Raw genomic sequence first — 22,727 nt, 5'->3', positions numbered from 1 at the left:
TGATGCGACGTGCAAATCCGCGACCATTACGCGGAAGCGGGGCTGCAAAATCAATTCGTTCTGCTATGATGTTTTGGCCCAGAGTATAATCGGCAGTGATATGAACCTGCGTCAGCTCGAGATCCTGCGTGCCGTCATCCGCCATCGCACCACGGTGGCGGCGGCGGACGAACTGGCGCTGTCGCAGCCCGCGGTCAGCAACGCGCTGAAGACGATGGAGGCGCAGGCGGGCTTTGCGCTGTTCGAGCGCGTCAACAACCGGCTGTTTCCGACCGCCGAGGCGATGGCGCTCTACAAGGAGAGCGAAGCGATCTTCGCGCTGCACGCCAAGCTCGAGAACCGCGTCCGCGATCTGCGCGAGAACCGCTCCGGGCATCTCGCGCTCGTCGCGACGCCGCCGCTGGCCTACAGCATCATCCCGTCGGCGCTCTCAAGCTTCCTTCGCCGCCGCCCTGAGACGCGCGTGTTCTTCGACGTGCGGCGCTATGAGGGCATCATCGAGGGGGTGCTCAGCCGCGTTGCCGAGCTCGGCTTCGCGCTGGGGCTGACGCATCATCCCGGCATCGCGCATGAGGTGGTGCACACCGGCGAGATGGTGTGCGTGCTGCCGCCGCGGCATCCGCTTGCCGACAAGCCCGTGATCTCGGCCGCCGATCTGTCCGGCATGCCCTTCATCGGGCTCGAGCGCGGCACGCGCCTCGGCGAGGCCGTGCGCGACAGCTTTGCCCGCGCCGGCGCGCCGTTCCAGCCCACGGTCGAGGTGCGCTACTGCAACACGGCCTGCGTGCTCGCCGCCGCCGGCGTCGGCGCCGCCGTGGTCGATCCGTTCTCGCCGCGACAGAACGGCGGCAGCGGCCTCGTGGTGCGGCCGTTCACGCCCACGACGCACGCCGTCGCCTATATGCTATGGTCGGAAGCCGAGCCGCTGTCGCGCCTGGCCAAAGCGTTTCTCAACGAGGTCCGGAAAGAGAGCGCACTGCTGGAGCGCACAGCGCCACACCAGCAACATGGGGCAGAAAGCGACTGAGCTTCGCAACCTTTTGACCCGGGGGCACATGGCACGCATCACCATCATCGAGACCGGACAGGTCCCGCAAAAGTACCGCGAGCAGCACGGCTCGTTTCCCGACATGTTCGAGCGCATGGTCCGCGCCGAGGACCCGACCGCCAAGGTGGACGTCGTCAGCATTCCCAGGCGATGCGCTGCCCGACCCGAGCAAGCTCGAGGCCGTGCTGATCACCGGTGCTGCCGCCGGCGTCTATGACGGGCTCGACTGGATCGCGCCGCTGGAAGATTTCGTGCGCACGGCTTACGCCAACAAGACGCCGATGGTCGGTGTCTGCTTCGGCCATCAGCTGATCGCGCAGGCGCTCGGCGGCACCGTGCAGAAGTCGGAGAAGGGCTGGGGCATCGGCCGCCACGTCTATCAGGTGCTGCCGGAGAACGGCGTCGTCGACGGCAAAGCGGTTGCGATCGCCGCCTCGCATCAGGACCAGGTGGTCGAGCCGCCCAGCGATGCGCTGACGATCCTCTCGTCCGAATTCACCCCGCATGCCGGCCTGCTCTACGCCAACGGCACCACGCTGACCGTGCAGCCGCATCCGGAATTCGACGTGGAGTTTGCGCAAGTGTGCTGCGAACTCCGCGACGGCAAGGCGCCGGAGGATGTCGTTGCGACCGCGAGGGAGTCGCTGGCGGAGCCGATGGACAACGCGAAGCTGGGTGGGGCAATCACGCGGTTTTTGGCGCGCAGATCTATCCCCTCATCCTGAGGAGCGCGCTCTCGCGCGCGTCTCGAAGGATAGAGGCCCGGATGCAACAACGGCGGGGCCTGCATGGTTCGAGACGCCGCTTCGCGGCTCCTCACCATGAGGGGCGAGAGTTGTTTACGCGTCTCAGAACGGATCCGTCCCCAATCCCGGCACATCCGCCGGCCGCGGTCCCGGCGCCGGCCAGTGAAACCGGCGGTCCTTCTCGGCAATCGCGATATCGTTGATCGACGCCTCGCGGCGCCGCATCAGCCCGTGCTCGTCGAACTCCCACTGCTCGTTGCCGTAGGAGCGATACCACTGGCCGCCCGCATCGTGCCATTCGTACTGGAAGCGCACCGCGATGTGGTTGCCGTCGAAGGCCCAGAGGTCCTTGATCAGGCGGTAGTCGTGCTCCTTCTCCCATTTGCGGGTGAGGAACGCGACGATGGCCTCCCGGCCCTGGAACACCTCCGAGCGATTGCGCCAGCGGCTGTCCTCGGTATAGGCGAGCGAGACTTTCACCGGATCGCGCGAATTCCACGCGTCCTCGGCCATGCGCGCCTTTTGCGCGGCGGTCTCACGGGTGAAGGGTGGAAGCGGCGGGCGCGACATGGTGGCCTCATCGGTTGGTCCGGGCCGCAATCTATCGCCGCAATTGGCGGAGTCGATAGGCCATCACCTATCGGCCGATCACTTATCGGGCGATCAGGAAATCAGATCGGCCTTCATCAGGATGCGGATCGATTTCGGGATCTGCTGGGCGCGGCCGCCGCTGATGAAGGCGACGCGGACCTCGGCTTTCACCAGCACGTCCTCGGCCCGCCGCACCTCCTGCGCCAGCATGATGGAGGCGCCCTTCACCGCAACCGGCCACGTCACGACGTCGAGCACGTCGTCCATCCGCGCGGGCTTCAGAAAGTCCAGATGCATCGAGCGCACCACGAAGGCAAAGCCCGCACCCTCCGTTTCGACCTGGTCGAACAGCGCCTGCTGCTCGGCCCCCATCAGCCGCAGATGATTGGTGCGCCCGCGCTCCATGTATCGGAGATAATTGGCGTGATAGACGATGCCGGAGAACTCTGACTTGACGATATCGCAACAGAAGGCGAACGCATTGCTTTCATTGGGTCGCTGGAGCGTTAAAGCGTGAACGAAAGGCAGATTTATCTGTGCTCTTCCATAGCAAGCCTCAGAGCCTTTGGGATGCGCTGCGCTTTTCCGCCTGAGATAAACGCGACCCGTACACGCGCCGAGACCAAGAGATCACCCCCGCGCCTGCACTCCTGCAGCAAGGCAATTGACGCGCCTCTCACCTCTTGCGGGACCGTGACAATGTCAAGCAGGTCGTCCAAGATTGCCGGTTTTAGAAAATCGATTGTCATCGAACGGACAACGAAGGCGAAGCCCGGCGCATCGTTCCGCGTTTCCTCGAGCAGCGCTTGCTGATTGGTTCCGAGCAGGCGCAAGTAATTCGTTCTGCCACGTTCCATGAAACGCAAAAAATTCGCGTGATAAACAATCTGGCCGGAATCGGTATCCTCGAAATAGACGCGGACCTGCATGTAATGCCGTCCGTCTCGAATTTCGCCGTCAAGAGAGACTGTCACAGCGCGGTTTCCTCTTATTGCGCGTACAGGGACCCATTGTCTTGCACAGAGGCGGTTTTCTGAGCAATCGCTAAGATCTTGAGCTTGGCTCCTGCTGCCGGAAGCTGAGGCAACCGCCTGAATGCGGCAGGCGTCGCGCTGCTGCCATCGGCTTCGGATGAATATGTCGGAGATCTATCCTCAAAGCGTACCCGGCTTGAGGACGACGTTCATGAATGCGCCTCCGGCTCATGAACCTAGGCGAGCCCAGTCTTTCGCCGCAATCGCTGAACGAAAAATTGCCGAGGCCGGCGAGGCCGTGGATGGCGTTGCCCTTGGCGATGGCCTCGTGCTCGCTGCTGGCGAGCACGAGGGTTGCTGCCTCGCAAATAGCCTCCGCATCCGCAGCGTCGGATTCCCGCGCTGCATACGGCTTGACATATTGCGGCGGGATCATTGCCACTTCATGTCCGGGTGATTGCAGCTCCCGCGCCCAATAGTGCGATGCCCCGCAAGCCTCCAGAGCCACAAGCCCGGGCGGCAAACGCCTGAAGAACTCCAAAACCTGCCCGCGCCTCAATTTACGCCGCAAAACCGGCTGCTCTGTCCCATCAACGCCATGCAACTGAAATACACTCTTTGACGTATCCAAACCGATGCGAACAATCGTTTCCACGGGCGGCTCCTTCGTGTGAGGTCAGCGACGACCTCATCTTGTCACGCAGTGTGGCGGAAGGGAGCCGTCCACCCCAACACGAGAGCCCTGTGCGGCACTTGCCGCACGCGCCAAACGAAAAGCCAGGAAGACAAAGCTCAGGGACTGGGTGTCTGCGGGTCAAAGATTCGAACCAAACCTTAAACTCCCGCCGTTGCGAATCCCAGCCATGTGTTATCGGCCGGAACGAATGACGGACAAAACGATTCGCCGTTTAGGAGCCATTTCCAAGCTGATGACAAGTGAACGAAGGCCGGTGATACGGACACTGCGCGGATGGGCGATCCACGTACTCCAGGAAACGGGCGCCATCCGCGAGTGCGAGGAGCACGGTTGGATGCAGGACCGCGCCGATCCGCATGCACGAGAGCGCGCCTTCGATATCGCCCGTCAGGACCCGCCAGCAGACGTCTCCCCTCACGCAGCGGAGGCCGCGGTTCGCGACGTGCTTAACTCGATTGGTGACACCTGCCCAGAATGCCGTCCTGACGAGGAGGACCGGCGCTAAACATCGACGACAATCCGTCTCCGGCTCGCCAAACGCGTCCTAGGCTACCTTGTCGACGAACGCCGGATCGTGACCGAATGTCGCGATCTGACCGTTGTGCAGATCCGGGAAGTATTCCTGAGTTAGGGGCAATCGGGCGACGCGGCTGGCATCGGCATGGAAAGCCTTGCTTTGGCCCAGAGCCACAGCTCGCTGTTCGTTGGCTAGCAGATGCTGGCGAGGCCGCCGCTCGCCTTCGAAGGACACTCTGGTCGTAGTGTAGGCCACCACGGCGAAGTCTTCATCTTGGATACGACCGACCGCCAGGCAGAGCACGATGTGAGGCGAAGGTCCCGGACCCGCGATTTCCCGGAAGGGGAAATTGCAGCGGACGTAATCACCGGCCTTCATACGCTAGGGAAAGAGCATGCGCAGAGTGGAGGAGCGCATTTCGTAGTGCTCGTCACTTTCGCCTTCCTCGCGCGTCATCATGAATTGGGAGCCTGGCCCAGCTGCATCGTAGGCTAGAATGTTTCGTTCGCCGGGGTCCCGCTCCATATCGCGAAGCAGCACTTGCATGACGTAGTCTTCGATCGTGAGACCTTGTTTGGCGCGGTCGGTCGCGGCCGTGACAATGTCGCGATCAATGCTGATGGTCGCTTGTCCGCTCATGCCTGCTCCTCGCTCTGAATATAGACAACGAAGAGGTGAATAGCGAGACGAGGGAACCAAGTGGCCGAGTGGGCCGCAATTCGCGAACTAACATGTGCAGGTCATTGGCATTCCTTTTGGAAGCCGGCTGGGTGTCGAAGGTTTGATTGCGGCATTACTTTATCTTATACGTGAAGTTCACGTGATTTTTATATTATAAATGAATCTACTTGACGGCGTGTACATTATCCTATAGATGAATATTCGATGGAACTTACCTTAAAAGATAAGCGATGGAACAGAGGGAAACCCGAGAGCGCTTAGGGGCGCAACTGACAGCCGCCCGTCGGAGCAAGGGATGGACCCTGGCCGATCTGGGACGCCGGACCGCAAATGCGCCCAGCCGTCTGAGCAGCATCGAACATGGTAAGATCAATGCCACCGTCGACGCATTGGCCCAAGCGGGCGAAGCGGCTGGCCTGACGTTGACCTTTGTCCCTGCCGAAAGGCTGGAGGAAGTGATGTCCCTGATTGAACAGCCTCCAACCGAAACCGCCTATCCAGTGCCGGTTCGTAGCCTGCACGATGAGGTTTTTATCCCCGACCCCTCCGAGGATGAGGAGTCGTGAGCACGCATGGTGGTTCTTAATCGTCCCAGCATCCTTGGCATCTTTCTACGCCCCTCCGCGGACCGTGAGGTCCGCGTAGGAACGCTGGTGCGGGACGCGCCTGGCGTAATAATGTTTGAGGTCGACGATTCATATTTGAGGCTTGGTCGAGAACGTCCGATTGTTAGTTTGGCGTGGCATGGCGCCACCGAGCAGGAAACGCTCGCGCGACTTCGGAATAGAGGAGACAAGATCTCGCACGGGCGGATCTTGCCTCCGTACTTTGACAATCTGCTCCCGGAAGGAGCGCTTCTCGAACTCGTCGAGCGTGAATTCGGAACCGGCTCCTTTGACCACTACGATGTCTTGGCAAGATTGGGTGGCGACCTTCCTGGCGCAATAGTCGCACGTCGAGAGGCTGGCGAGCCCCCACCAAAGCGACTGTCGGACGAGGCGGTGGAAGCGCCGGTAACCGGCAAGCCAATCAGCTTTTCGTTAGCCGGCGTGCAGCTCAAGTTCTCAATGCACGGCGACACCCACCGGCTCACCGCACCGGGCGCGGACGAGAGTGGTGATGTGATTCTAAAACTGCCGAGCAATAAGTTTCCCGGTCTTGTCGAAAACGAATACACCTCTTTGCAACTTGCTCGCTTGGCTGGTGTGAACGTTTCCGATGCTCGGCTCGTCGACATGAAGACGATCCAAGGTGTTCCGGAGAAATTTCGCGAACTCGGCGGGTACGCACTTTCTCTAAGCCGCTTTGACCGAGCCGCCGGCAATGTTCGCATCCATACCGAGGATTTCGCTCAAATCGCCGGAGCCATCGCGGACGACAAATACTTCAGGTGGAACCAAGAGACCCTTCTGCGCTCGATAAAGCGCTTTTCTAACGATCCGATCGGCGACGTGTTGGAAGGGTTGAGGCGGCTTGTTGTCGACGTCATGTTAGGCAATAGCGATGGACATCTGAAAAACTGGTCGTTCATTTACCCCGATGGACGCCATGCGCGACTAACGCCGGCCTACGATATCGTCTCAACCCTGACTTACCTCCACGATACCATGGCACTTAGGTTCAATGGCACCAAGGACCCGAAAATCGTGGACACTGCGCGCCTCCGCCGCATCGCTCCCTTCATCGAGGTGGACCTAAGGGTGTTGGAGCGTGAAATGCGGCAGACCGCAACACGCGCTCTAGATACCTGGCCAAAAGAATTGAAGGGTCTGCCTGCGTCGGATGCCACGCAAGATGCAATCCTGTCCCGGTTCGGTTCGCTGGCACTCGTGCGAGAGGTTAGGCCATCGATGGTGCGCGGCCACGACGCGAGCACAGCGCCTGCGGAAAAATCCAGCACCGCAAAGGTAGGCGAAACGGATTTGCCGGAATAGCAAGCTCTCAGGTGCCAATGCGGTCGATCCACTTGCGAAGCAAGGGCACCGGGAAACCTTCTCCATAGCCTTCGGCGACCGTCTTCTTTTCGTGTCCAAGCAGCGCCCACCGATAGTCTTGCGGGCAGCCAGCGGCGCGCAGGTGATCCTGAGCTCGGTGTCGTAGAGAATGGTCTCTCCGACCGCGAGGTGTTCAAGCGAACGCACGCACTATCCGGTGCGGCTGACGTGCGCCGTGCTCGGGGTCTCGGCGGCCGGCTATTACGCCTGGCGCGAGCGCCCGGTGAGCGCCCGTGCGACGTCCAATTCCGCGCGACTGGCTGCGGTCCGGCAAGTCCATCAAGACAGTGGCGGACGCTATGGCAGCCCACGGGTCCATGCCGCTCTGCGGGTACAGGGACGTGGCGCCAGCCGTGGCCGGATCGAACGCTTGATGCATCGGCACGGCATCCGCGCCATCATGGCATCACCGCGTCGCGTTCGGACCACCGACAGCCGCCACGGCCTGCCGATCGCGCCGAACCTCATCGAACGTCGTTTTGCAGCCGCGGCCCCAAACCGGATCTGGCTCGCCGATATTACCTACATTCCGACTGCAGAGGGCTGGCTCTGCGGATTTCACGGATCGTGAGCATCGATTTCGCGCGATCGTGAGCACTGAATTCAGACGATCGTGAGCAGCCCGCTACGGCCGATGGGAGATAGAGTCAGTGTTCTGGTTGGCCGTCAAGGGTGATGGTTTTGGCGCTGCGTTTTCGCATGCTTTCTCCGGTGAGCTGGAGGCGGTGGGCGTTGTGGACGAGGCGATCGAGAATGGCGTCGGCGACCGTGGGGTCCCCAATGGCTCCATGCCAGGTGTCCACGGGGAGCTGACTTGTGACGATGGTGGATGCGCGGCCATGGCGGTCCTCGAGGATTTCGAGCAGATCGCGGCGTTCCGCGGCGGTGAGCACCGATAGTCCCCAATCATCCAAAATCAGAAGCTGAGCGCGGCCGAGGCTTTTGAGGAGCCGAGCGTAACGTCCGTCTCCGCGCGCGAGCGCGAGCGCCTCGAACAGCCTTGGAACGCGATGATAGAGGACTGATCGGTTGTCGCGGCAGGCCTTGTGGCCGAGCGCGCAGGCTAACCAACTTTTGCCCAGGCCGGTTGCCCCGGTGACGAGCAAATTCTCGTGGCGATCGATCCAGCGACCTTCGACGAGTTTGGCGAAAACGGCGCGGTCGATGCCCCGCGGGGTGCGCAGATCGACGTCCTCGACGCAAGCAGTCTGGCGCAGTGCGGCGATCTTGAGGCGCGTGGTGAGCCGCCTGGTGTCGCGTTCGGCGGCTTCGCGGTCGACCAACAGGCCGATGCGATCTTCGAACGGCAGGGCTTCGAGATCGGGCGATCGGCGCTGCTCCTCGAAGGCCTTGGCCATTCCGGTCAGGCCAAGCTCGATCAGCCGTTCGTGGGTTGGGTGGTTAAGCATGCCGGGTCTCTCCTTGCTTCAGTGGAAGTAGTCGCGTCCGCGGATGTTGCCGTGGCGCAGGGGCTGGTGCTCGAAAGATTCGTCGAAGAACGTGCGATCGAGGCCGTTCTGGAGGATCGATCTAATCGAGGCGACGGAGCGCGCCTTGATGAGGATGCCCCTCCGGCAGGCTGCGTCGAGGCGTTCGGCGCCGTAGCTTTTGACGAGCGCCAGAATGCCAAGGCAGGTTCGAAAGCCTTGTTCTGGATGGGGCCGGGCGTCGATCACGGCCTGGAAAAACGCTGCTGTCGAAGGACCGATCCGCTCGCCGGCGGCGATCACCGCGGCGGGGGTCCATTTGCCGTAGCGGCGATGGGCGCTGGGCATGTGGTCGGCGATGGTGGTGTGTCCGCGTCGGTTGGGCGCGCGGGCATGGCTGGCGATCCGCTGGCCCTTGTGGAAGATCTCGACCGTCCGATCGTCGATACGGGCATCGACCAGCTCGCCAATCAGACGATACGGCGCGGAGTACCAATGGCCGTCGACCTCGACATGATAATCGGGAGCGAGGCGGCAGCGCTTCCAGCGTGCGAAGGCATAAGGCTGATCTGGCAGCGGGGTTAGCTTGGGTTTGTCGAGTTCGGCAAACAGTTCGGCGCGGCTTGAGCCGAAGCCACGCATTTGACGAGCATTGAGTTCGTCGACGAGTGTCTTGATGGCGGCGTTGAGCTCGGCCCGGGAAAAGAAGCGCTGATTGCGCAGCCGGGCCAGAATCCAGCGCTGGGCGATTTGCACCGCGACCTCGACCTTCGCCTTGTCTTTTGGGCGCCGCGGCCGTGCGGCGAGAATGGCCGTGCCGTAATGGCTCGCCATCTCGGCATAAGTGCGATTGAGGCCGGGATCGTAGCGGTCGGGGTTGCTGACGGCGGCTTTGAGGTTGTCGCAGACCACGAACGTCGGCGTTCCGCTCAAAAACGTGAACAAGTTGACGTGGGCCCGGATCCAGTCGGCCAAGCTCTCGCTGGGGCAGGCCTCGGCGTAGGTGTAGTTCGAAGCGCCCATCGCCGCGACGAACAGCTTCATCGGCTGCACTTCCCCGGTCAGCGGATCGACGATGTCGATGGTGTCGCCGGCGAAATCCACGAACACCTTCTCGCCGCCCAGATGAATCTGCCGCATCGAAGGTCGGACCCGCCCCTTCCAGGCCTCGTAGGTAGTGCAGAACCACGTGTACCCGAAACCGTCGGGATTAACGGCGCGATACTCCTCCCAGAGCAGGCGACGGGTTACGTTGCGCCGGCGGAGCTCTTTATCGATGTAGCTCCAGTCGGGCACCGGCCGCTGCGGGCTCTGAGACGCTGGTCGTGGGGCCGGGAAAAGCAAAAGCTCCAGGTCTTCATCGGTCATTCCCTCCGGAAGCGGCCAGCTCAACCCAGCAGAGCGGGCGCGGCTCAGGTAGCTGTGCACAACGCCGTTGCTGACGCCCACGCTCCGCGCGATGGCCCGCTCTGGCAGGCCTTGAAAATGTTTTAACCGAAGGACTTCCTTGATCCGGCGCATCGACAATCTCTGGGTAGGCATTGGACTTCCTCGTTAACCACGAGGTCATCCCTAAGCCGGTTGAGTTGTCGGCCGAAGCGCTGCAAGGCTCCGAAAGCCTTGCTCACGATCCCGCGAAATCGTTGCTCACGATCGTCTGAAATCTCTGCTCACGATCCCCTGAAATCCGCGCTCACGATCCCGCGAAACGCGCAGCTGGCTCTACCTGGCGGCCATCATGGACCTCTTCAGCCGCAAGATCGTCGGTTGGGCGATGCGGGATCACATGCAGGTCGAACTCGCCTCGTCCGCCTTGAAGATGGCAATCAGCAGCAGCAGCCGGAAGGCGGATTGATCCATCACTCCGATCGCGGCGTGCAGTACGCCTCACAGGACTATCGCGCGATCCTGTCGGCCGCCGGCATCACGGCATCACGGCATCACGGCATCAATGAGCCGCAAAGCCGACTGCTACGACAATGCCCCGATGGAGAGCTTCTTCCATACCCTGAAGACCGAGCTCGTTCATCATCGCCAATATGAGACCCGGGCCGAAGCCCAGCGCGATATCTTCGCCTTCATCGAGGGCTTCTACAATCTCCAGTGCCCCCACTCATCGCTGAAATACCTGACCCCCGCGGCCTATGCCGCCCACCTCACCGCAACGGACGATCGGCTGCGCAACCCCGACCAGCTCCGCCGTTCGTCCGTTGCTCCACCCGCGCCACTTGGCGTACAAAACTCCGAGACTCTAACTGCCGCTGGATGAAAATTCAGTGGCAGGTCACTTCGTCCACAGCCCCGGTCGCCGGCCAATCAGCCGGTGTGATATCTCTCGTCATGGCGTTGCTCTCCTTTGTGGAATCAGCACCCCGAGCCTACCGGCTCAAGGTGGGCAACGCCGACCTCTTCAGAAATTCAACAGAACCCGGGACATCCACACGTGCGCGGAAAACCGCGCTTACTCTCAATTCAAGATAACGCCGGCCATTCAATCGACGGGTACGATTTACTAGCTTGCGTCAAAGGCGAGAAGGTCCTCGCGGATGATTTGCGAGCACATTACGCGAGCTGAGGCGCTTCGTGAGAAGTACGGCAGTCCAGCTCAAAACGGATAGTGGGTGAATGTGCGTGTTTGGCATTGTTTGCCGCCTAGCATCTTAGCTGCTGGAAAGTACATGATGCGAGGATGAGAACAAGGACGATGCCTCAAGTTCACTATCAATTACATGACGAGCCACCAGCTGGACACCAAATGCGGTTAGCTAGCGCTTTTGATGTTCTATTTGAGGAGGTCCTGAGAATGCGCCCCGTTGTTGGATGTGTTCATCATCACGTTGCACCAACCGACTCGACTCATACCGGGGGTCGGGAGTAAACTTATCGCTATAGAGAGTATGAACCACGAAGAATTGGTACCAAGCACAAAGCTGATTGCAATATACGCGAGGGTCTCGACTGCGCGACAAGAGGAGGAGGGGACCGTCGAGACCCAGTTAACAACGCTCCGAGATTTCGCTCGTCAGCGCGGTTAAGGGCTACATCGGCGAAGCCCACTGGGGCGCATCATATGCTGTGGCACCTCAGCACCCAATCAAACAAGACGCGTATCGAAAAGTAAAAAAGACGAGTCGTCGAATGCGACCAGGAGAAGAGTGGTTCATTATTCCGGTGCCCGCGATCATAGATAAAAAGCTCTTTGAACGCGCTCGCGCACAACTCGACGCCAACTTCGCGCTGTCTCAACGGAACAGAAAGAATGAGTACTCCTTGCGGGCAAGATTGGATGCGTCTGCGGGAGAAGCAGATCCGGTGAAGGTGTGCTGCGAGGCAAGCACCTCTACTATCGTTGTACCGATAGAGCGCTCAGCTTTCCTCTGTCAGCAACGTGCAAAGAACGGGGAATAAATGCGCGTATCGCCGATAGGCTCGTTTGGGACAAGATTGCCGATTTGATGGGCTCGGAAGAATTGCTTTCGGAACAGACTAGTCGCTGGTTGGGGACGCGCCGGGCGAACGTGAAGTCATCTGCCGGCGATGTTGCCGCTGCGAAAAAAGAATTAGCCGCATTGAAGGTACAGGAGGATCGCTACAACAAAGCGTATGGCGCTGGCCTGTTCACGGTCGAGCAGCTGAGAGAATACACGACCCCGCTACGGGAGAAACTTACGTCGTTGAAAAACACAATCGCGAGTGCGCAACAACAAACGAACGCTAGTTATGTCACCGAGATGCCGAGCGCCGACGAGATCAAACAATTCTCTGATGCAGCGCAGACAGCGCTCCACAACTTGAGTTTTCAGGCGAGACGGGCGATACTACTGAACACGGTAGAGAAAATCGTGGGAACACCCCAAGAATTACAAGTCCATGGCTATATTCCAGTAAAAGATCATGTCGAGTTCAAAACTAGCAATAGGCATGGTCTGAACGCGGGCCGACTTCCTCAGGTCTCCCGAACGCACACCGGAGAGAATATCGCGCCATCAGCCTATTTCAAGCTTGGCGATTTCTTAACTTACCGAAGACCGTTGGCTCTGCTTGAGACGATCCAACATCTTCGAGCCCTCGCCGAACAATTTCGACCAGGATTGCTCCGCATAATCCAGGTTGCACTTCAGTAGCTCAGAGGGAGTTTTGGAGTCCGCAAGAGTCTTCATAAAAGTGGCCTGATCATGCAGAGAGGAAGCAGTCAGCTTTAGCGCGTCGCGGAGCGCCGCGGCGAACAGGTTTCTTGTCGCCTCGATTGATTTTTGCCATTCCGGAACCGTGAATGAAATGCGCGATGCAGCTGAGGTCTTTTCTCCAACATGATCCGTGGTGCCACCTGCTCCAGGGGGCGATGCCTCGGCCAGTTCGGGTCCTCCACGTGCTCGCCGTTCGCGTTTTCCGTCTTCGCCTACGATCTCAGGCATTCCATATCTCCCGGAAAGGATTGCTACGGGCTGAGTGGCTCGCTGGAGCTTTCGATGACCAAGAGGGTACCAGAACCTTTAAAACGTCATACCTGCCTTATCTGGTAGCGGTTGGTTGCAAAGAAGAAGCAGGACATCCGTTAAGGCCGCCGTCCTCACAGAATAACAGCTTGAGGCCGGTTTTCCGGATGGCGGATCGGGCAACCGCACGTGAACTGCCACAACGGTCCGCTCGAAGGTCAAATTGGTACGGCCAAGGCGGACCGGTGTTCCTTCCAGTCTTTCGCGGCAAGCCCGATCTTCAAAACGATCGCGCCTACGCCTCTGGACGATTGCGAACGGACTTTCTCTGGTCAATACCGTTCAGCTCGCAGTGATCGTCGGCCAATGGCGCGCTGGCCACCTTCCCGTGCTGCGATTGCGTTGAACAAGGCCAAGAGGCCTGCCTCGGTCGCTCGATGGTGTTTCGAGGGTCGACTACGGGTTTGCCTTTAAGGACGGCATGCGTACCGCCCGGCTGTCGGTTCGACTTCATATGAACCGGAAGCAGCGTCTGTCCGTCGACCAGAGACTGCCGAACAGGATCGACGGGATCGACCTCGATGTCCTGGAGATCGGCTACAGCCCTCACACCGGAACTCCGTGCGCGCCCCGACGTCTTGTCCAGCCGGGTCTCAGCGTGGGCAATCTCAAGCAGCGGATCACGGGCACACTGGGACCTACCGTTCGCGACCTCACGACGCAAGAACGCTATCTCTTGAGCAATTGGCATGTGCTTTGCGGCGGGCCCGAAGAATCGGTCGGGGATGCGATTAGCCAGCCGGGGCCGACGGACTTAGGCAGCAGCCCCCTGATGAGGCGGCGAAATTGGAGCGATGGCTCCGCTTGTGGGAGCAGTTCAATGCTGCCCTCGGACGGCTCACTGATGACCTAGGGTCCAGACTCAATTGAGCCAATATGCGACGAGAGCGGCGAGATGAACAGCGGCCAAAAAATTACGGGCGAGCTTGTCATATCGCGTGGCGATGCGCCGGAAGTCCTTGAGCCTGCAAAAGCAGCGTTCGATGACATTTCGTCCTTTGTAGGCGCGTTTGTTGAAGCGATGGATGACGACACGGTTAGATTTATTGGGGATTACGGGCTTGGCGCCACGACGAATGATTTCGCCGCGAAGCTTGTCGCCATCATACCCTTTGTCGGCGAGGAGCACGCTCATGGGTGGCGCGAGCGCCAGGACATCGGGAGCCGCAGCGATATCGGCATCCTGGCCTGGAGTCAGATGCAGGACGACCGGCCGGCAGAGCGGATCGCTCAGCGCATGGATTTTTGTCGTGCGGCCTCCGCGCGAGCGGCCGATTGCTTGATTGTGCTCCCCCCTTTTCCGCCGGAGGCACACCGGTGAGCTTTAATCGAGGTCGAGTCGAGCGACAGTACGACGCCGTCTTCGCCAGGCTTGGCCAGCGCTTCGAAGATTGCGCACCATCGTCCTCGCTTGGCCCAGCGATTGAAGCGATTGTAGATCGTCGTGTAAGGGCCGTATTCACGTGGACAATCACGCCATCGTGCACCCGATTGCAGCATGTGAATGATGCCGCTGACGATGCGTCGGTCGTCGTCCCGATCCGGCCCCGTCAGTCCCCTCGGCAGATGCGGTTCGATACGCGCCCATTGCCTGTCGTTCAGCCAAAACAAACCAGCGCGCATTCTCTCGCCCCCGAATCAACACGTAGGCAAGAGAATCACGTGGCGCTATTTAGGTACAGACCCTAGATCTGAGCGAGCCATTGTTCGCACCGCGGTTGTGCCGACAGCCACGCCCGCTTTAGGAATGTCGGCGATAAAGAGAGCGGCGCAGTCTCGAAGGCGCTGGTTGATGGCGTAGCCGGCACCTACAGGATCGGCTACACCGGTTTCGGAGACGAGCCAGAATGGATGCCGATGTTCGGCAGTTTCAGAACGCGGTGATCCGATCGGACAAGGGCGATGATCCGGGCACGGAGAGTGTCGCCACGCTTAATCGCTTCAATAGCGTTGCGTTCCAAATTTACGATCTTGTGCTGGTGCGGATGTTTCATGGTAAAGGTGGGTTCGTGAGCCGCATGTCCCGCAGTTCGACTACAAGCACGAGCGGCGGGTCCGGCGCCGCGACATCAGCGGAAGCCCCCACGATGGCATCGCCTTGGCTGAACGAGCAACTTGCGGCCTTGAAGCCGAAAGCGCTCGACGATTTCTCCCGAACCACGATCACCGGGGCGCAACACGCCCTTGGCGATGTCGACAACCCGCTGCGCCTCAATTTCTTCAGCACCGCGATGCGGATCCTGTTCGAACACACGATGGGGACGCTTGCCCCGGCCGATCAGGTCGTTCAATCGGAATGGTTCGTATCCGAGCGCGAAGGGAACGTTCCTACCCGAGGCCAACGGATCGTCTTTGCGATTCAGGGCGGCTTGAGCGACGAGTTCGTCAAGGACGCACTTCAAATCGATATCGCCCCGATCCGGCAGAAGCCAAGGCCGTCGACAATCTGAGCAAGCACGTCCACGGCTGTGAAGACACGATCATCGAGCGCCGCGACGAGCAGGACGCTGCAGCATCCGGCGGGATCGAGGCCCTTGGAAATTTCCTCGATACCTATCACGAATGCCGCAAGACGATCTTGGACGCCATCCAAGACGAACTCGACAATACGACCGTGGATGCGCTGATTACCGACACGATCATGGAAGTGGACGAGCTGGCGACCCATCACTCCGTCGATGCAGTCTATGTGGACACGACAGCGGTACGCTCGATCGGCGCGCACTTTATTACATACCGCGCCACGGGAAGATCGCGGTTGGTTTGCAATGGGGATCAAATTCGGACATGCGGCGCGGCGATGGAGCCGAGGCCGATCTATCGTTTCCCTTCCATTGCGATATCCGGGTTTCACTGGACGATCCGCTCAACATGGCGTTCAGCGAGACCGAATACGGGGTCGATGTGAGTTCCTGGCGAGACGGTATGGCGCCGGATGACAACGGCTTTTGATGGGCAAGCTCGCCGCCCGGCTGATCGGGCCGAGCCTTGCGTGAAGCCACCTCTGGAAGATATCGGCAAGCAGCCGGCTTTCTGTTGCCGTACGAGACGACGCTCCTCGGCGCCGCGGCCGCTGATGTCCTTCTCGATCACGTAGAACTCGGTGCTGTGCTTGAGCCCCTCGCTAAGCAGTAGGCGCCCGGCTAGGGGTTGCGGGCTCATAGAAGTTGGGGCCGCATTTACGAGAGCTATGGCGGAATCTGGGTGATGACGGTGTGAGGAAGGCGGCGTATCGAGGCGGGTGACGAGCCTGCCAGAACCTCTCGAGGAGAGCGATACGCCATGACCGAGACTACCAATGTTCTTGCTTTCCGTCAGCCGTCCGCGGTTGATGATCCACTGACCGATATCGTTCGAGCCGGCGCGCGGGACCTGCTTGCCAGGGCGATCGAGATCGAGGTTGGCGCGTTTCTGGCCAGCAAGGCCAATCTGACGCTGCCCGACGGTCGAGCGCGCCTGGTCCGACATGGGCACGGTCCGGTGCGCGAGATTGCGACCGGCATCGGTCCGGTGGAGGTCGCTCGTCCCAAGGTCCGCGACCGCGGAGCGAGCGGGCCAGGCGACCGCCTCCGCTTCAGTTCGGCAATCCTGCCGCTATGGGCGCGGCGGACGAAGAGCCTGGATGCCTTGATCCCGGTCCTCTATTTGCGCGGCATCTCGACCGGCGACTTCCAGGAGGCGCTCTCGGCGCTGCTCGGCAAGGATGCGCCGAACCTGTCGCCTTCGGTGATCGCCGGCCTGAAGGCCGATTGGCAGGTCGAGTACGAACGCTGGCAGAGACGCGATCTGTCGGCGCGTCGCTATGTCTACATCTGGGCCGATGGCGTGTACCTGCAGGCCCGCATGGAAGATCACAGCGAATGCATGCTGGTGCTGATTGGCACCACGCCGGAAGGCAAGAAGGAGCTGATCGGCTTCCAGGTCGGCGTGCGCGAGAGCGCGCAGAGCTGGCGCGAACTCCTGATCGACCTGCGGCAACGCGGGTTACGGATTGCCCCGCAACTCGCCATCGGCGACGGCGCCCTCGGCTTCTGGAAGGCACTGGACGAGGCCTTTCCCGGCACGCGGCACCAACGATGCTGGTGCCATAAAGTGAGCAACGTACTCGACAAGGTCGCCAAATCCGTGCAGGGCCCCATGAAGAACGACCTGCGGAACATCTATCTGGCCCCACACCGGGCCGAAGCTGAAACCGCGATCGACGTCTTCGTCGAGAAATACCACGTCAAATACGGACGTGCGGTGGAGTGCCTGATCAAGGATCGCCATGCGCTGCTCGCCTTCTTCGACTTCCCTGCTGAGCACTGGATCCACCTACGCAGCTCGAACCCGATCGAGAGCGTCTTCGCCACGGTGCGCCACCGAACGGTGCGGACCAAGGGATCGCTGTCGCAACAAACTGCGAAGCTGATGGTGTTCAAGCTCATCGACGCCGCATCGAAGACCTGGCGGCGATTGAAGAGCACGAACCAGTTGCCGAAAGTCATCGCCGGTGTAAAGTTCATCGACGGAATCGAAGTCATTCCGAACACTGAAAGCCACGCCGCCTGATCAGGCCGCGTCACCCAAAATCAGCCATAGCTCCATTTACGACCAGCAGGATGCAAGCTGAACGTCGCCACGCTCGGCCAGCTTGCCATAGCCAGCGTAGCCAGAACCTGCCAGATGGCCATCGGTCGATCGGCCTTGCGGCCGGGGCATAGATATAGGCGACGGCCGGCGGATCGGCGCCGGGCGCCCGTGCCGATCGTCCGCCGCATAGGCCCAGAGCTGACCGGTCTTGGTGCGCCCGCGGCCGGGATCAAGTACCGGCATCGTCGTCTCGTCGCCGAACAGCTTGAGCCGTCGCTTGTTCGCTGTTCGCTCTGAAGCCCGCAATCATCGAGATTTGCGTCCCAGCCTCTGTCAAGCGATGCCTCGCGTCGTCGGTCAGCCGCCGGTGCGGTTCAACGCGCCGGCTTCGAGCGAATGGTAGCGGAGGTCTGTCTCGGTAAGGTTGGTGCGGTTTGCGCCCGCGAGGTCTCGCGCTTCGCTCGCAACAGCCGGGATTGGCAGCAACTCATCGAGATGTGCCGCGTGGTCGATACCGTTCTGGTCGATCAAGAGACCATCTATGCGCCAAGGCACGGCAACGACCGCCTGCTGCTCGGGCTCAAGGGCAGCCTCAACGAGTACGAGCTGGATCTGTTGCGCCAGCGCTCGCTCTCGGCCCGCTACGAGAAGGCGCGCCGGGGCGAGTTGGTTGTGGCAGCACCCGTCGGCTTCGTGAAGGCTGGCGACCGTTATGAGAAAGACCCGGATAGGCGTGTCCAGGAAGCGATCAAGCTGGTGTTCGACAAGGTCGAGGAACTGGGCAGCGCGCGACAGGCGCTCTGCTGGCTCCACGCGTACAATCTCGATCTGCCGGTGAAGCAGACCAACGGCGACACGGCCTGGCGGCGACCAAACTACTCTGCCATCCACCGGATCATTGAGAACCCGGTCTACGGCGGCGCCTATGCCTATAATACAGCTGTGGCGGCGGGATACAGCACCGCGGGCGTGAGCGTGAAGATCCGCCGCAAGGCGCGGAACGAATGGCCGACGCTGAAGCCCAACACTCACGAAGGGTATGTGAGCTGGGAGAGGTTCGAGGCGATTCGCACCATGGTCAGCAGCAATGTTCCCACCAGTCGGCATCACGGCGCGCCCAAGCATGGTGACGCGTTGCTGGCCGGTCTAATCCGCTGCGAGCGCTGCGGTCGCAAGCTCACACTCCGGTACTCCGGCATGGAAAACCATATCCCGCGCTACGGCTGCAGCCGCGCCTGGTTGGACAATGGCGGGCCCCACTGCATCGCCTTCGGCGGACTGCGCGTCGATGACGCCATCGAGGAAGCACTGCTTGGGGTCGTCGTCCGGGCGCTATTGCCGCTGCAACCGCTGCCGCCAAGGGAGCCAGGGAGCGGCGGGATCAGGTGCGAGATGCTCTCAGTCGCGATCTCGAAGCGGCGCGCTATGCCGCCGACCGGGCCAATACGATGCCGCTGATCCCGCGAACCGGCTGGTGGCCAGTGAGCTGGAAGCGCGCTGGAACAGGGCGCTAGCGCGGCGGAGGTTGAGGCCAAGATCGCCATGCATGATGCGGCCACGCCCGCACTCCTTGCTGATCCAGTCTCGCTCGGTGTTCTGGCCTCGAACCTCAAAGCGGTCTGGGATGCGCCGACGGCGGATACGCGCCTCAAGAAGCGCATCGTGCGCACCCTCATCCATGAGGTCGTGGCCGATATCGACGACGCGGCCTCGGAGATCGTTCTCATCGTCCATTGGGTGGGGGGCGCCCACAGCGAGTTGCGCTTGCCGAAGCGCCGGCGCGGACAGCGCAACAGCACCTCTGCCGATACCGTCCAAGCCGCGCGTCAACTGGTGCTGATCGCCAGCGATGATCTGATTGCCGGCCTCCTCAATCGCAACGGCCTCAAGACCGGCAACGGCAATCGCTGGACCCGCGAGCGCGTCACATCAATGCGCTCGAACTACCACATCCCGGTGTTCAAGCCCGCCGAGGACGGGATCGAGCCATGGCTCAACCTTGGCAACGCCGCAAAGCTCCTGAAGATCGCGCCCAAGACGCTCCGGCTGGCCGCTGAAGCCGGCGAGATCGAATCCATCCATCCTCTGCCGGATGGTCCTTGGATCTTCGCCCGCACCTGGCTGATAACAACTGCTGCTCAATCTATCGCCGAACGAGCGCGAAAGAACCAAAATACCCCGCGGGATCGCATCCCGCTCAACAAAGTCTCTTCTCTTCAATCACATAGCCAGATGGGTGTTCTGATGCGCAGTTGTACAATGCGATCCAGCAAGCGATGGCCGTTCCTGGGCTCGCGGCGGATGACCGCGATGCTGAAGGCTGAGGGGCTTCAGGTCAATCGCAAGCGCGTGCAGCGTTGATGCGCAAGATGGGCATCGCGGCGCTGGGACCAAGGCCGAACACGACGAGGCCGGGGCCGGGCCACAAGATCTATCCCTATTTGTTGCGCAACATGACGATCGACCGGCCAAACCAGGTATGGGCGGCCGACATCAGGTATCTGCCCATCGGCCGCCACTTTCTTTATCTCGTCGTCATCGTCGACTGGACCAGCCGTGCGGTTCTGGCGTGGCGATTGCCGAACACGATAGACGTCTCGTTCTGCGTGGTGGCTCGCCGATCCCGTCGAAATAGAAGGGGCGCTCGTCGGCCTTGAAGCTGAGGGGATCTCGCTCGCCGTCATCGATACCGCCGCCACGAATAATGCACTGGCCATGCGCGCCATCGCGGGGGCCCATCTTTGCCTGATTCCGGTGCGTCCGAGTCCGGCGGACATCGAAGCTGCGATACCGACGCTGATTGCTATTCGTAGGCTCAACCGCCGATTTGCGTTCGTCCTCAATCAGACACCACCGCGGGGCTGCCGCTTGACTGAAGCTGCAACGTCGCTCAATTCGCTCGGGGTGCTTGCGCTGCCCTATGTCGGACAGCGCAATGACCATCAGGACGTGCTTGGGGCAGGATTAGGCGTGACCGAGTTTGCACAAGAGGGAAGAGCCTCGGAGGAAGTTCGAGAGCTGTGGCGGTAGGTCTTGAAAAAGCTTGTCGAGGGGGCGTCAGATCATGAGCCACACGGAAGAAACGAAAAAGCGGTGTGCTAGGCAGACGCGCCGCGCGCGGCGCTCGCTCGTGGAGCCTACCGCGCCGGGGAGCCGAGCCGTTGACGATGGCCTGTTTGTGTTGTGCGTCGGGATTGCTGCTCTAAATCTGTGATCGGAGCACACAGGCGAGAATACGACTGATCGCACGATCCTTGCAAGACAAGCGACGGCTCCGACTCCTGTTGCGTGCTCGGACTGCGGCGGCGGCGCGCAAGGACGAACTCCTGGATTCCGACCTACCCGGTTATGCCAGTCAGCGCGTTCTCGAAGCCGCCCTCCACGAGGTCGGACAATTCGAGCCGCAGCATCTCGTCGTCCGAATCGCTGGCGTCTGTCAGCCGATTGTTGGCGATGACATAGGCGCACTTCTGCTGATCGCTCCAACCGCACGCGACGACGATTGGCACCTCGGCGAGGCCGAGCTGTTTGCCCGCGGCGAGCCGCCTGTGACCTGCGAGAGCCATGCCGTCATCCGCCGCAAGGATCGGCATCGTCCAGCCCCACTGGCGATGCCGCGATCTGCTGGATTTCCTCGGGCGAATGGCGCCGGAATTGCGTTCACAGAGGCCTATATGGGGCAACGGCCATGTTTCCACGGTCGGCTTGCTCGCCAGTGCATCCATGGTCTACCCCGGATGACAGGCTCTCGCGCCCGGTTCTCTGCGCGCGCGATCGTATGTATCAACGCTAACTATGATAGACGGCCCTGCATCTCCAGCTTGTTTTCTGCCTTCACTTTGGCAATGTCCTTCGGGTCGGCTCGAATGCTTCCGGGTCTTTTGGGACTGCAAGCTCAAACCAAGAGCGGCGAAGACGTGGCGAAAAGCTTGGCGAACACGGATTGCGGTTCCCAATCTTGCCGTTTGGGCCTCTCGAAAATGATGGCTCCGTCGCCAAGTCCTTGAACATTGCAGCCGACCGAAAGCTCGACGTGCCACAGGTCGTCCTCGGCGGCTTGCTGATCCTCTGCCTTTGGCGAGTAGTGCACTCCAACCGGTTCGCCGATAGTGCAGCGGCCGCGCCGCAGAAGATCGCCCAACTTGCCTTGTGCGGTCGTCACGAAGTTGAAGTTAGCGGGATCATGCAGAAAGCGGCGGTTCACGCCTCTTTCGTTATTGGCTACCTCGTCAACAACAAGAGACAGTGCGAACGCTTGCCAGCCTAGTTCCATCGGTTTCGCATATAGAGTCACAAGTTTCGCCGTGCCATCGGGGGCCACCTCCCACATGACCATATTTTCGTCCGTCGTTTTGTCAGACCTGTGTTTGGCCCATGAAAAGACAACGCGCTCGCCAGTGTCGGTCTTTCGGCCAGCCTCCCATCCTCTGGGAACGAAGTGGGCTACCGTCGCGACCTTGGCAAAGATTTCCTCCGCCGTCTCACCATCCTCCGCTCGCCAAGTTGATCTAACCTTGTCGATCAGAGGGTTGTCATCCGCACGGACGCCGTCGCCCTTACCGGCCAGCCCGCCGGGCAAAACCAGCCACAGAATAAGGCCGACACAGAGCCCGAGCCCGAGAGCGAACCAAAGCACGCGCCTATTAGTCATCTAGTCTCTTACCCTACGCAGCCGCCCCTTACGCGTCACATCGTATCTCCGAAGAGACCCAAGACGCACCTATCAGGGTTGGTCGGTCACAATGCCATCGGCGTCTGGAGTGACGGTCCCGGCGGCGGGCCAATCACGGCTCGGGAAGCCACTTTTTGCGAGAAACCAAAGGTCAAAAGGCCACCGCGAAGCATGCGCCCGGTCCGGACGATGCGCGTCGCTTTACCAGTCCCGGGGGAATACTAAATTCACGTTCTAGCATTGCTTCTCTCGGTGAACTCCGTTCGGGGGAAGCGTTTATGGTTCGTCTCAGTCGGAGGGAGACGTGCCGAA

23 protein-coding genes and 6 pseudogenes are annotated in these 22,727 nt (G+C 60.7%); 15 read left to right on the top strand and 14 right to left on the bottom strand.

Annotated features, from left to right (window positions below; all coding sequences use genetic code 11):
- Positions 1-100 precede the first annotated feature (100 nt).
- Together J4G43_RS09250 and J4G43_RS09245 are read left to right on the top strand one after the other, a co-directional pair.
- Positions 101-1,027 (top strand): LysR family transcriptional regulator, encoded by a 927-nt coding sequence (locus J4G43_RS09250; protein ID WP_208084591.1) that lies wholly within the window; start codon positions 101-103, stop codon positions 1,025-1,027.
- 28 nt (positions 1,028-1,055) lie between these two features.
- Positions 1,056-1,773: pseudogene (locus J4G43_RS09245) on the top strand (type 1 glutamine amidotransferase).
- A gap of 123 nt (positions 1,774-1,896) precedes the next feature.
- Here J4G43_RS09245 and J4G43_RS09240 read toward each other — a convergent pair.
- The 4 genes and pseudogenes from J4G43_RS09240 to J4G43_RS09225 all read right to left on the bottom strand — a co-directional run.
- A complete protein-coding gene (locus J4G43_RS09240; RefSeq protein WP_085401797.1) occupies positions 1,897-2,364 on the bottom strand; it encodes a nuclear transport factor 2 family protein in 468 nt (155 codons plus the stop codon).
- Positions 2,365-2,457: 93 nt separating this feature from the next.
- Entirely contained in the window at positions 2,458-2,844 is a 387-nt protein-coding gene (locus tag J4G43_RS09235; RefSeq protein WP_225005678.1) for a YbgC/FadM family acyl-CoA thioesterase, read from the bottom strand.
- A 71-nt stretch (positions 2,845-2,915) separates the two neighbouring features.
- Positions 2,916-3,359, bottom strand: coding sequence for a YbgC/FadM family acyl-CoA thioesterase (locus J4G43_RS09230; protein ID WP_028181228.1), 444 nt, complete (start codon positions 3,357-3,359; stop codon positions 2,916-2,918).
- Positions 3,360-3,711: 352 nt separating this feature from the next.
- Positions 3,712-4,014 (bottom strand): annotated as a pseudogene (locus tag J4G43_RS09225) (IS110 family transposase); the annotation flags it as partial.
- Between the two features lie 229 nt (positions 4,015-4,243).
- Between J4G43_RS09225 and J4G43_RS09220 the strand changes: the two are divergent.
- Entirely contained in the window at positions 4,244-4,561 is a 318-nt protein-coding gene (locus J4G43_RS09220; protein WP_051393980.1) for a hypothetical protein, read from the top strand.
- A 39-nt stretch (positions 4,562-4,600) separates the two neighbouring features.
- Here J4G43_RS09220 and J4G43_RS09215 read toward each other — a convergent pair whose 3' ends face one another.
- Entirely contained in the window at positions 4,601-4,951 is a 351-nt protein-coding gene (locus J4G43_RS09215) for a hypothetical protein (RefSeq protein ID WP_028181231.1), read from the bottom strand.
- Between the two features lie 3 nt (positions 4,952-4,954).
- Entirely contained in the window at positions 4,955-5,212 is a 258-nt protein-coding gene (locus tag J4G43_RS09210) for a hypothetical protein (protein WP_208084590.1), read from the bottom strand.
- Positions 5,213-5,484: 272 nt separating this feature from the next.
- Between J4G43_RS09210 and J4G43_RS09205 the strand changes: the two genes are divergently transcribed.
- The 3 genes and pseudogenes from J4G43_RS09205 to J4G43_RS09195 form a co-directional block, all read left to right on the top strand.
- Positions 5,485-5,820, top strand: a complete 336-nt coding sequence (locus J4G43_RS09205; protein WP_208084589.1) for a helix-turn-helix domain-containing protein — start codon at positions 5,485-5,487, stop codon at positions 5,818-5,820.
- Between the two features lie 111 nt (positions 5,821-5,931).
- Complete coding sequence (locus tag J4G43_RS09200; protein WP_249814759.1) at positions 5,932-7,188, top strand: type II toxin-antitoxin system HipA family toxin; 1,257 nt, start codon at positions 5,932-5,934, stop codon at positions 7,186-7,188.
- A gap of 211 nt (positions 7,189-7,399) precedes the next feature.
- Positions 7,400-7,798: pseudogene (locus J4G43_RS09195) on the top strand (IS3 family transposase); the annotation flags it as partial.
- A 97-nt stretch (positions 7,799-7,895) separates the two neighbouring features.
- Here J4G43_RS09195 and istB read toward each other — a convergent pair.
- A complete protein-coding gene (istB, locus tag J4G43_RS09190) occupies positions 7,896-8,657 on the bottom strand; it encodes an IS21-like element ISFK1 family helper ATPase IstB (RefSeq protein WP_011090937.1) in 762 nt (253 codons plus the stop codon).
- Positions 8,658-8,675: 18 nt separating this feature from the next.
- Positions 8,676-10,217, bottom strand: a complete 1,542-nt coding sequence (gene istA, locus J4G43_RS09185; RefSeq protein WP_060907903.1) for an IS21-like element ISFK1 family transposase — start codon at positions 10,215-10,217, stop codon at positions 8,676-8,678.
- Between the two features lie 175 nt (positions 10,218-10,392).
- Here istA and J4G43_RS09180 point away from each other — a divergent pair.
- The 3 genes and pseudogenes from J4G43_RS09180 to J4G43_RS09175 form a co-directional block, all read left to right on the top strand.
- Positions 10,393-10,944: pseudogene (locus tag J4G43_RS09180) on the top strand (IS3 family transposase); the annotation flags it as partial.
- 806 nt (positions 10,945-11,750) lie between these two features.
- The gene (locus J4G43_RS55900; protein ID WP_408581413.1) at positions 11,751-12,083 is read left to right on the top strand and encodes a hypothetical protein; all 333 of its coding nucleotides are present in this window, start codon (positions 11,751-11,753) and stop codon (positions 12,081-12,083) included.
- A gap of 47 nt (positions 12,084-12,130) precedes the next feature.
- The gene (locus tag J4G43_RS09175; protein ID WP_208084585.1) at positions 12,131-12,799 is read left to right on the top strand and encodes a hypothetical protein; all 669 of its coding nucleotides are present in this window, start codon (positions 12,131-12,133) and stop codon (positions 12,797-12,799) included.
- On the opposite strand, the gene J4G43_RS55895 is transcribed toward J4G43_RS09175, so the two are convergent.
- Together J4G43_RS55895 and J4G43_RS09170 are read right to left on the bottom strand one after the other, a co-directional pair.
- On the bottom strand, positions 12,689-13,090 hold the full coding sequence (locus J4G43_RS55895) for a phasin family protein (RefSeq protein WP_035694221.1): 402 nt from the start codon (positions 13,088-13,090) through the stop codon (positions 12,689-12,691). The genes J4G43_RS09175 and J4G43_RS55895 overlap by 111 nt on opposite strands.
- 943 nt (positions 13,091-14,033) lie before the next feature.
- Positions 14,034-14,794 (bottom strand): IS5 family transposase gene (locus J4G43_RS09170; protein WP_110115998.1). Its coding sequence is split into 2 segments (ribosomal slippage): positions 14,034-14,455 and positions 14,455-14,794, totalling 762 coding nucleotides; the frame shifts between segments, so codons are not numbered across the junction.
- Positions 14,795-15,018: 224 nt separating this feature from the next.
- Here J4G43_RS09170 and J4G43_RS09165 point away from each other — a divergent pair.
- Positions 15,019-15,621: a pPIWI-associating nuclease domain-containing protein gene (locus J4G43_RS09165; protein ID WP_208084584.1), complete on the top strand. Its 603-nt coding sequence runs from the start codon at positions 15,019-15,021 to the stop codon at positions 15,619-15,621.
- Here the strand turns inward: J4G43_RS09165 and J4G43_RS09160 are convergent.
- A complete protein-coding gene (locus tag J4G43_RS09160) occupies positions 15,570-15,839 on the bottom strand; it encodes a hypothetical protein (RefSeq protein WP_208084583.1) in 270 nt (89 codons plus the stop codon). The two genes, J4G43_RS09165 and J4G43_RS09160, sit on opposite strands and share 52 nt — an antisense overlap.
- On the opposite strand from J4G43_RS09160, the pseudogene J4G43_RS55890 reads away from it, so the two are divergent.
- A pseudogene (locus J4G43_RS55890) lies at positions 15,786-16,123 on the top strand (pPIWI-associating nuclease domain-containing protein). The gene J4G43_RS09160 and the pseudogene J4G43_RS55890 overlap by 54 nt on opposite strands.
- A gap of 330 nt (positions 16,124-16,453) precedes the next feature.
- A complete protein-coding gene (locus J4G43_RS09150) occupies positions 16,454-17,722 on the top strand; it encodes an IS256 family transposase (protein ID WP_208083632.1) in 1,269 nt (422 codons plus the stop codon).
- A gap of 36 nt (positions 17,723-17,758) precedes the next feature.
- Here the strand turns inward: J4G43_RS09150 and J4G43_RS09145 are convergent, their stop codons facing one another.
- The gene (locus J4G43_RS09145; RefSeq protein ID WP_081494806.1) at positions 17,759-17,986 is read right to left on the bottom strand and encodes an IS66 family transposase; all 228 of its coding nucleotides are present in this window, start codon (positions 17,984-17,986) and stop codon (positions 17,759-17,761) included.
- Positions 17,987-18,139: 153 nt separating this feature from the next.
- Here J4G43_RS09145 and J4G43_RS09140 point away from each other — a divergent pair, with 153 nt between their 5' ends.
- From J4G43_RS09140 to J4G43_RS09130, 3 genes and pseudogenes are all read left to right on the top strand, one after another.
- The gene (locus tag J4G43_RS09140; protein ID WP_249814755.1) at positions 18,140-19,201 is read left to right on the top strand and encodes a recombinase family protein; all 1,062 of its coding nucleotides are present in this window, start codon (positions 18,140-18,142) and stop codon (positions 19,199-19,201) included.
- Between the two features lie 822 nt (positions 19,202-20,023).
- A pseudogene (locus J4G43_RS09135) lies at positions 20,024-20,358 on the top strand (IS3 family transposase); the annotation flags it as partial.
- A 100-nt stretch (positions 20,359-20,458) separates the two neighbouring features.
- Positions 20,459-20,773, top strand: coding sequence for a P-loop NTPase family protein (locus tag J4G43_RS09130; RefSeq protein ID WP_225004756.1), 315 nt, complete (start codon positions 20,459-20,461; stop codon positions 20,771-20,773).
- A 308-nt stretch (positions 20,774-21,081) separates the two neighbouring features.
- On the opposite strand, the gene J4G43_RS09125 is transcribed toward J4G43_RS09130, so the two are convergent.
- A complete protein-coding gene (locus J4G43_RS09125) occupies positions 21,082-21,336 on the bottom strand; it encodes a ParB N-terminal domain-containing protein (RefSeq protein ID WP_028182033.1) in 255 nt (84 codons plus the stop codon).
- A 302-nt stretch (positions 21,337-21,638) separates the two neighbouring features.
- Entirely contained in the window at positions 21,639-22,394 is a 756-nt protein-coding gene (locus J4G43_RS09120) for a nodulate formation efficiency C protein (protein WP_208084581.1), read from the bottom strand.
- Between the last annotated feature and the right edge of the window lie 333 nt (positions 22,395-22,727).

Source organism: Bradyrhizobium barranii subsp. barranii, from assembly GCF_017565645.3.
Lineage (GTDB): Bacteria > Pseudomonadota > Alphaproteobacteria > Rhizobiales > Xanthobacteraceae > Bradyrhizobium > Bradyrhizobium barranii.
Note: the sequence above shows the minus strand (reverse complement) of the source record. Positions and strands in the feature narration are given on the sequence as shown.

Coding starts and splice junctions, on each gene's coding strand:
- J4G43_RS09250 (WP_208084591.1), top strand. CDS start 101: ATGAACCTGCGTCAGCTCGAGATCCTGCGTGCCGTCATCCGCCATCGC.
- J4G43_RS09240 (WP_085401797.1), bottom strand. CDS start 2,364: ATGTCGCGCCCGCCGCTTCCACCCTTCACCCGTGAGACCGCCGCGCAA.
- J4G43_RS09220 (WP_051393980.1), top strand. CDS start 4,244: ATGACGGACAAAACGATTCGCCGTTTAGGAGCCATTTCCAAGCTGATG.
- J4G43_RS09215 (WP_028181231.1), bottom strand. CDS start 4,951: ATGAAGGCCGGTGATTACGTCCGCTGCAATTTCCCCTTCCGGGAAATC.
- J4G43_RS09210 (WP_208084590.1), bottom strand. CDS start 5,212: ATGAGCGGACAAGCGACCATCAGCATTGATCGCGACATTGTCACGGCC.
- J4G43_RS09205 (WP_208084589.1), top strand. CDS start 5,485: ATGGAACAGAGGGAAACCCGAGAGCGCTTAGGGGCGCAACTGACAGCC.
- J4G43_RS09200 (WP_249814759.1), top strand. CDS start 5,932: ATGTTTGAGGTCGACGATTCATATTTGAGGCTTGGTCGAGAACGTCCG.
- istB (WP_011090937.1), bottom strand. CDS start 8,657: ATGCTTAACCACCCAACCCACGAACGGCTGATCGAGCTTGGCCTGACC.
- istA (WP_060907903.1), bottom strand. CDS start 10,217: ATGCCTACCCAGAGATTGTCGATGCGCCGGATCAAGGAAGTCCTTCGG.
- J4G43_RS09175 (WP_208084585.1), top strand. CDS start 12,131: ATGGGCTCGGAAGAATTGCTTTCGGAACAGACTAGTCGCTGGTTGGGG.
- J4G43_RS55895 (WP_035694221.1), bottom strand. CDS start 13,090: ATGCCTGAGATCGTAGGCGAAGACGGAAAACGCGAACGGCGAGCACGT.
- J4G43_RS09165 (WP_208084584.1), top strand. CDS start 15,019: ATGGATGCCGATGTTCGGCAGTTTCAGAACGCGGTGATCCGATCGGAC.
- J4G43_RS09160 (WP_208084583.1), bottom strand. CDS start 15,839: ATGGGTCGCCAGCTCGTCCACTTCCATGATCGTGTCGGTAATCAGCGC.
- J4G43_RS09150 (WP_208083632.1), top strand. CDS start 16,454: ATGACCGAGACTACCAATGTTCTTGCTTTCCGTCAGCCGTCCGCGGTT.
- J4G43_RS09145 (WP_081494806.1), bottom strand. CDS start 17,986: ATGCCGGTACTTGATCCCGGCCGCGGGCGCACCAAGACCGGTCAGCTC.
- J4G43_RS09140 (WP_249814755.1), top strand. CDS start 18,140: ATGGTAGCGGAGGTCTGTCTCGGTAAGGTTGGTGCGGTTTGCGCCCGC.
- J4G43_RS09130 (WP_225004756.1), top strand. CDS start 20,459: ATGCGCGCCATCGCGGGGGCCCATCTTTGCCTGATTCCGGTGCGTCCG.
- J4G43_RS09125 (WP_028182033.1), bottom strand. CDS start 21,336: ATGCCGATCCTTGCGGCGGATGACGGCATGGCTCTCGCAGGTCACAGG.
- J4G43_RS09120 (WP_208084581.1), bottom strand. CDS start 22,394: ATGACTAATAGGCGCGTGCTTTGGTTCGCTCTCGGGCTCGGGCTCTGT.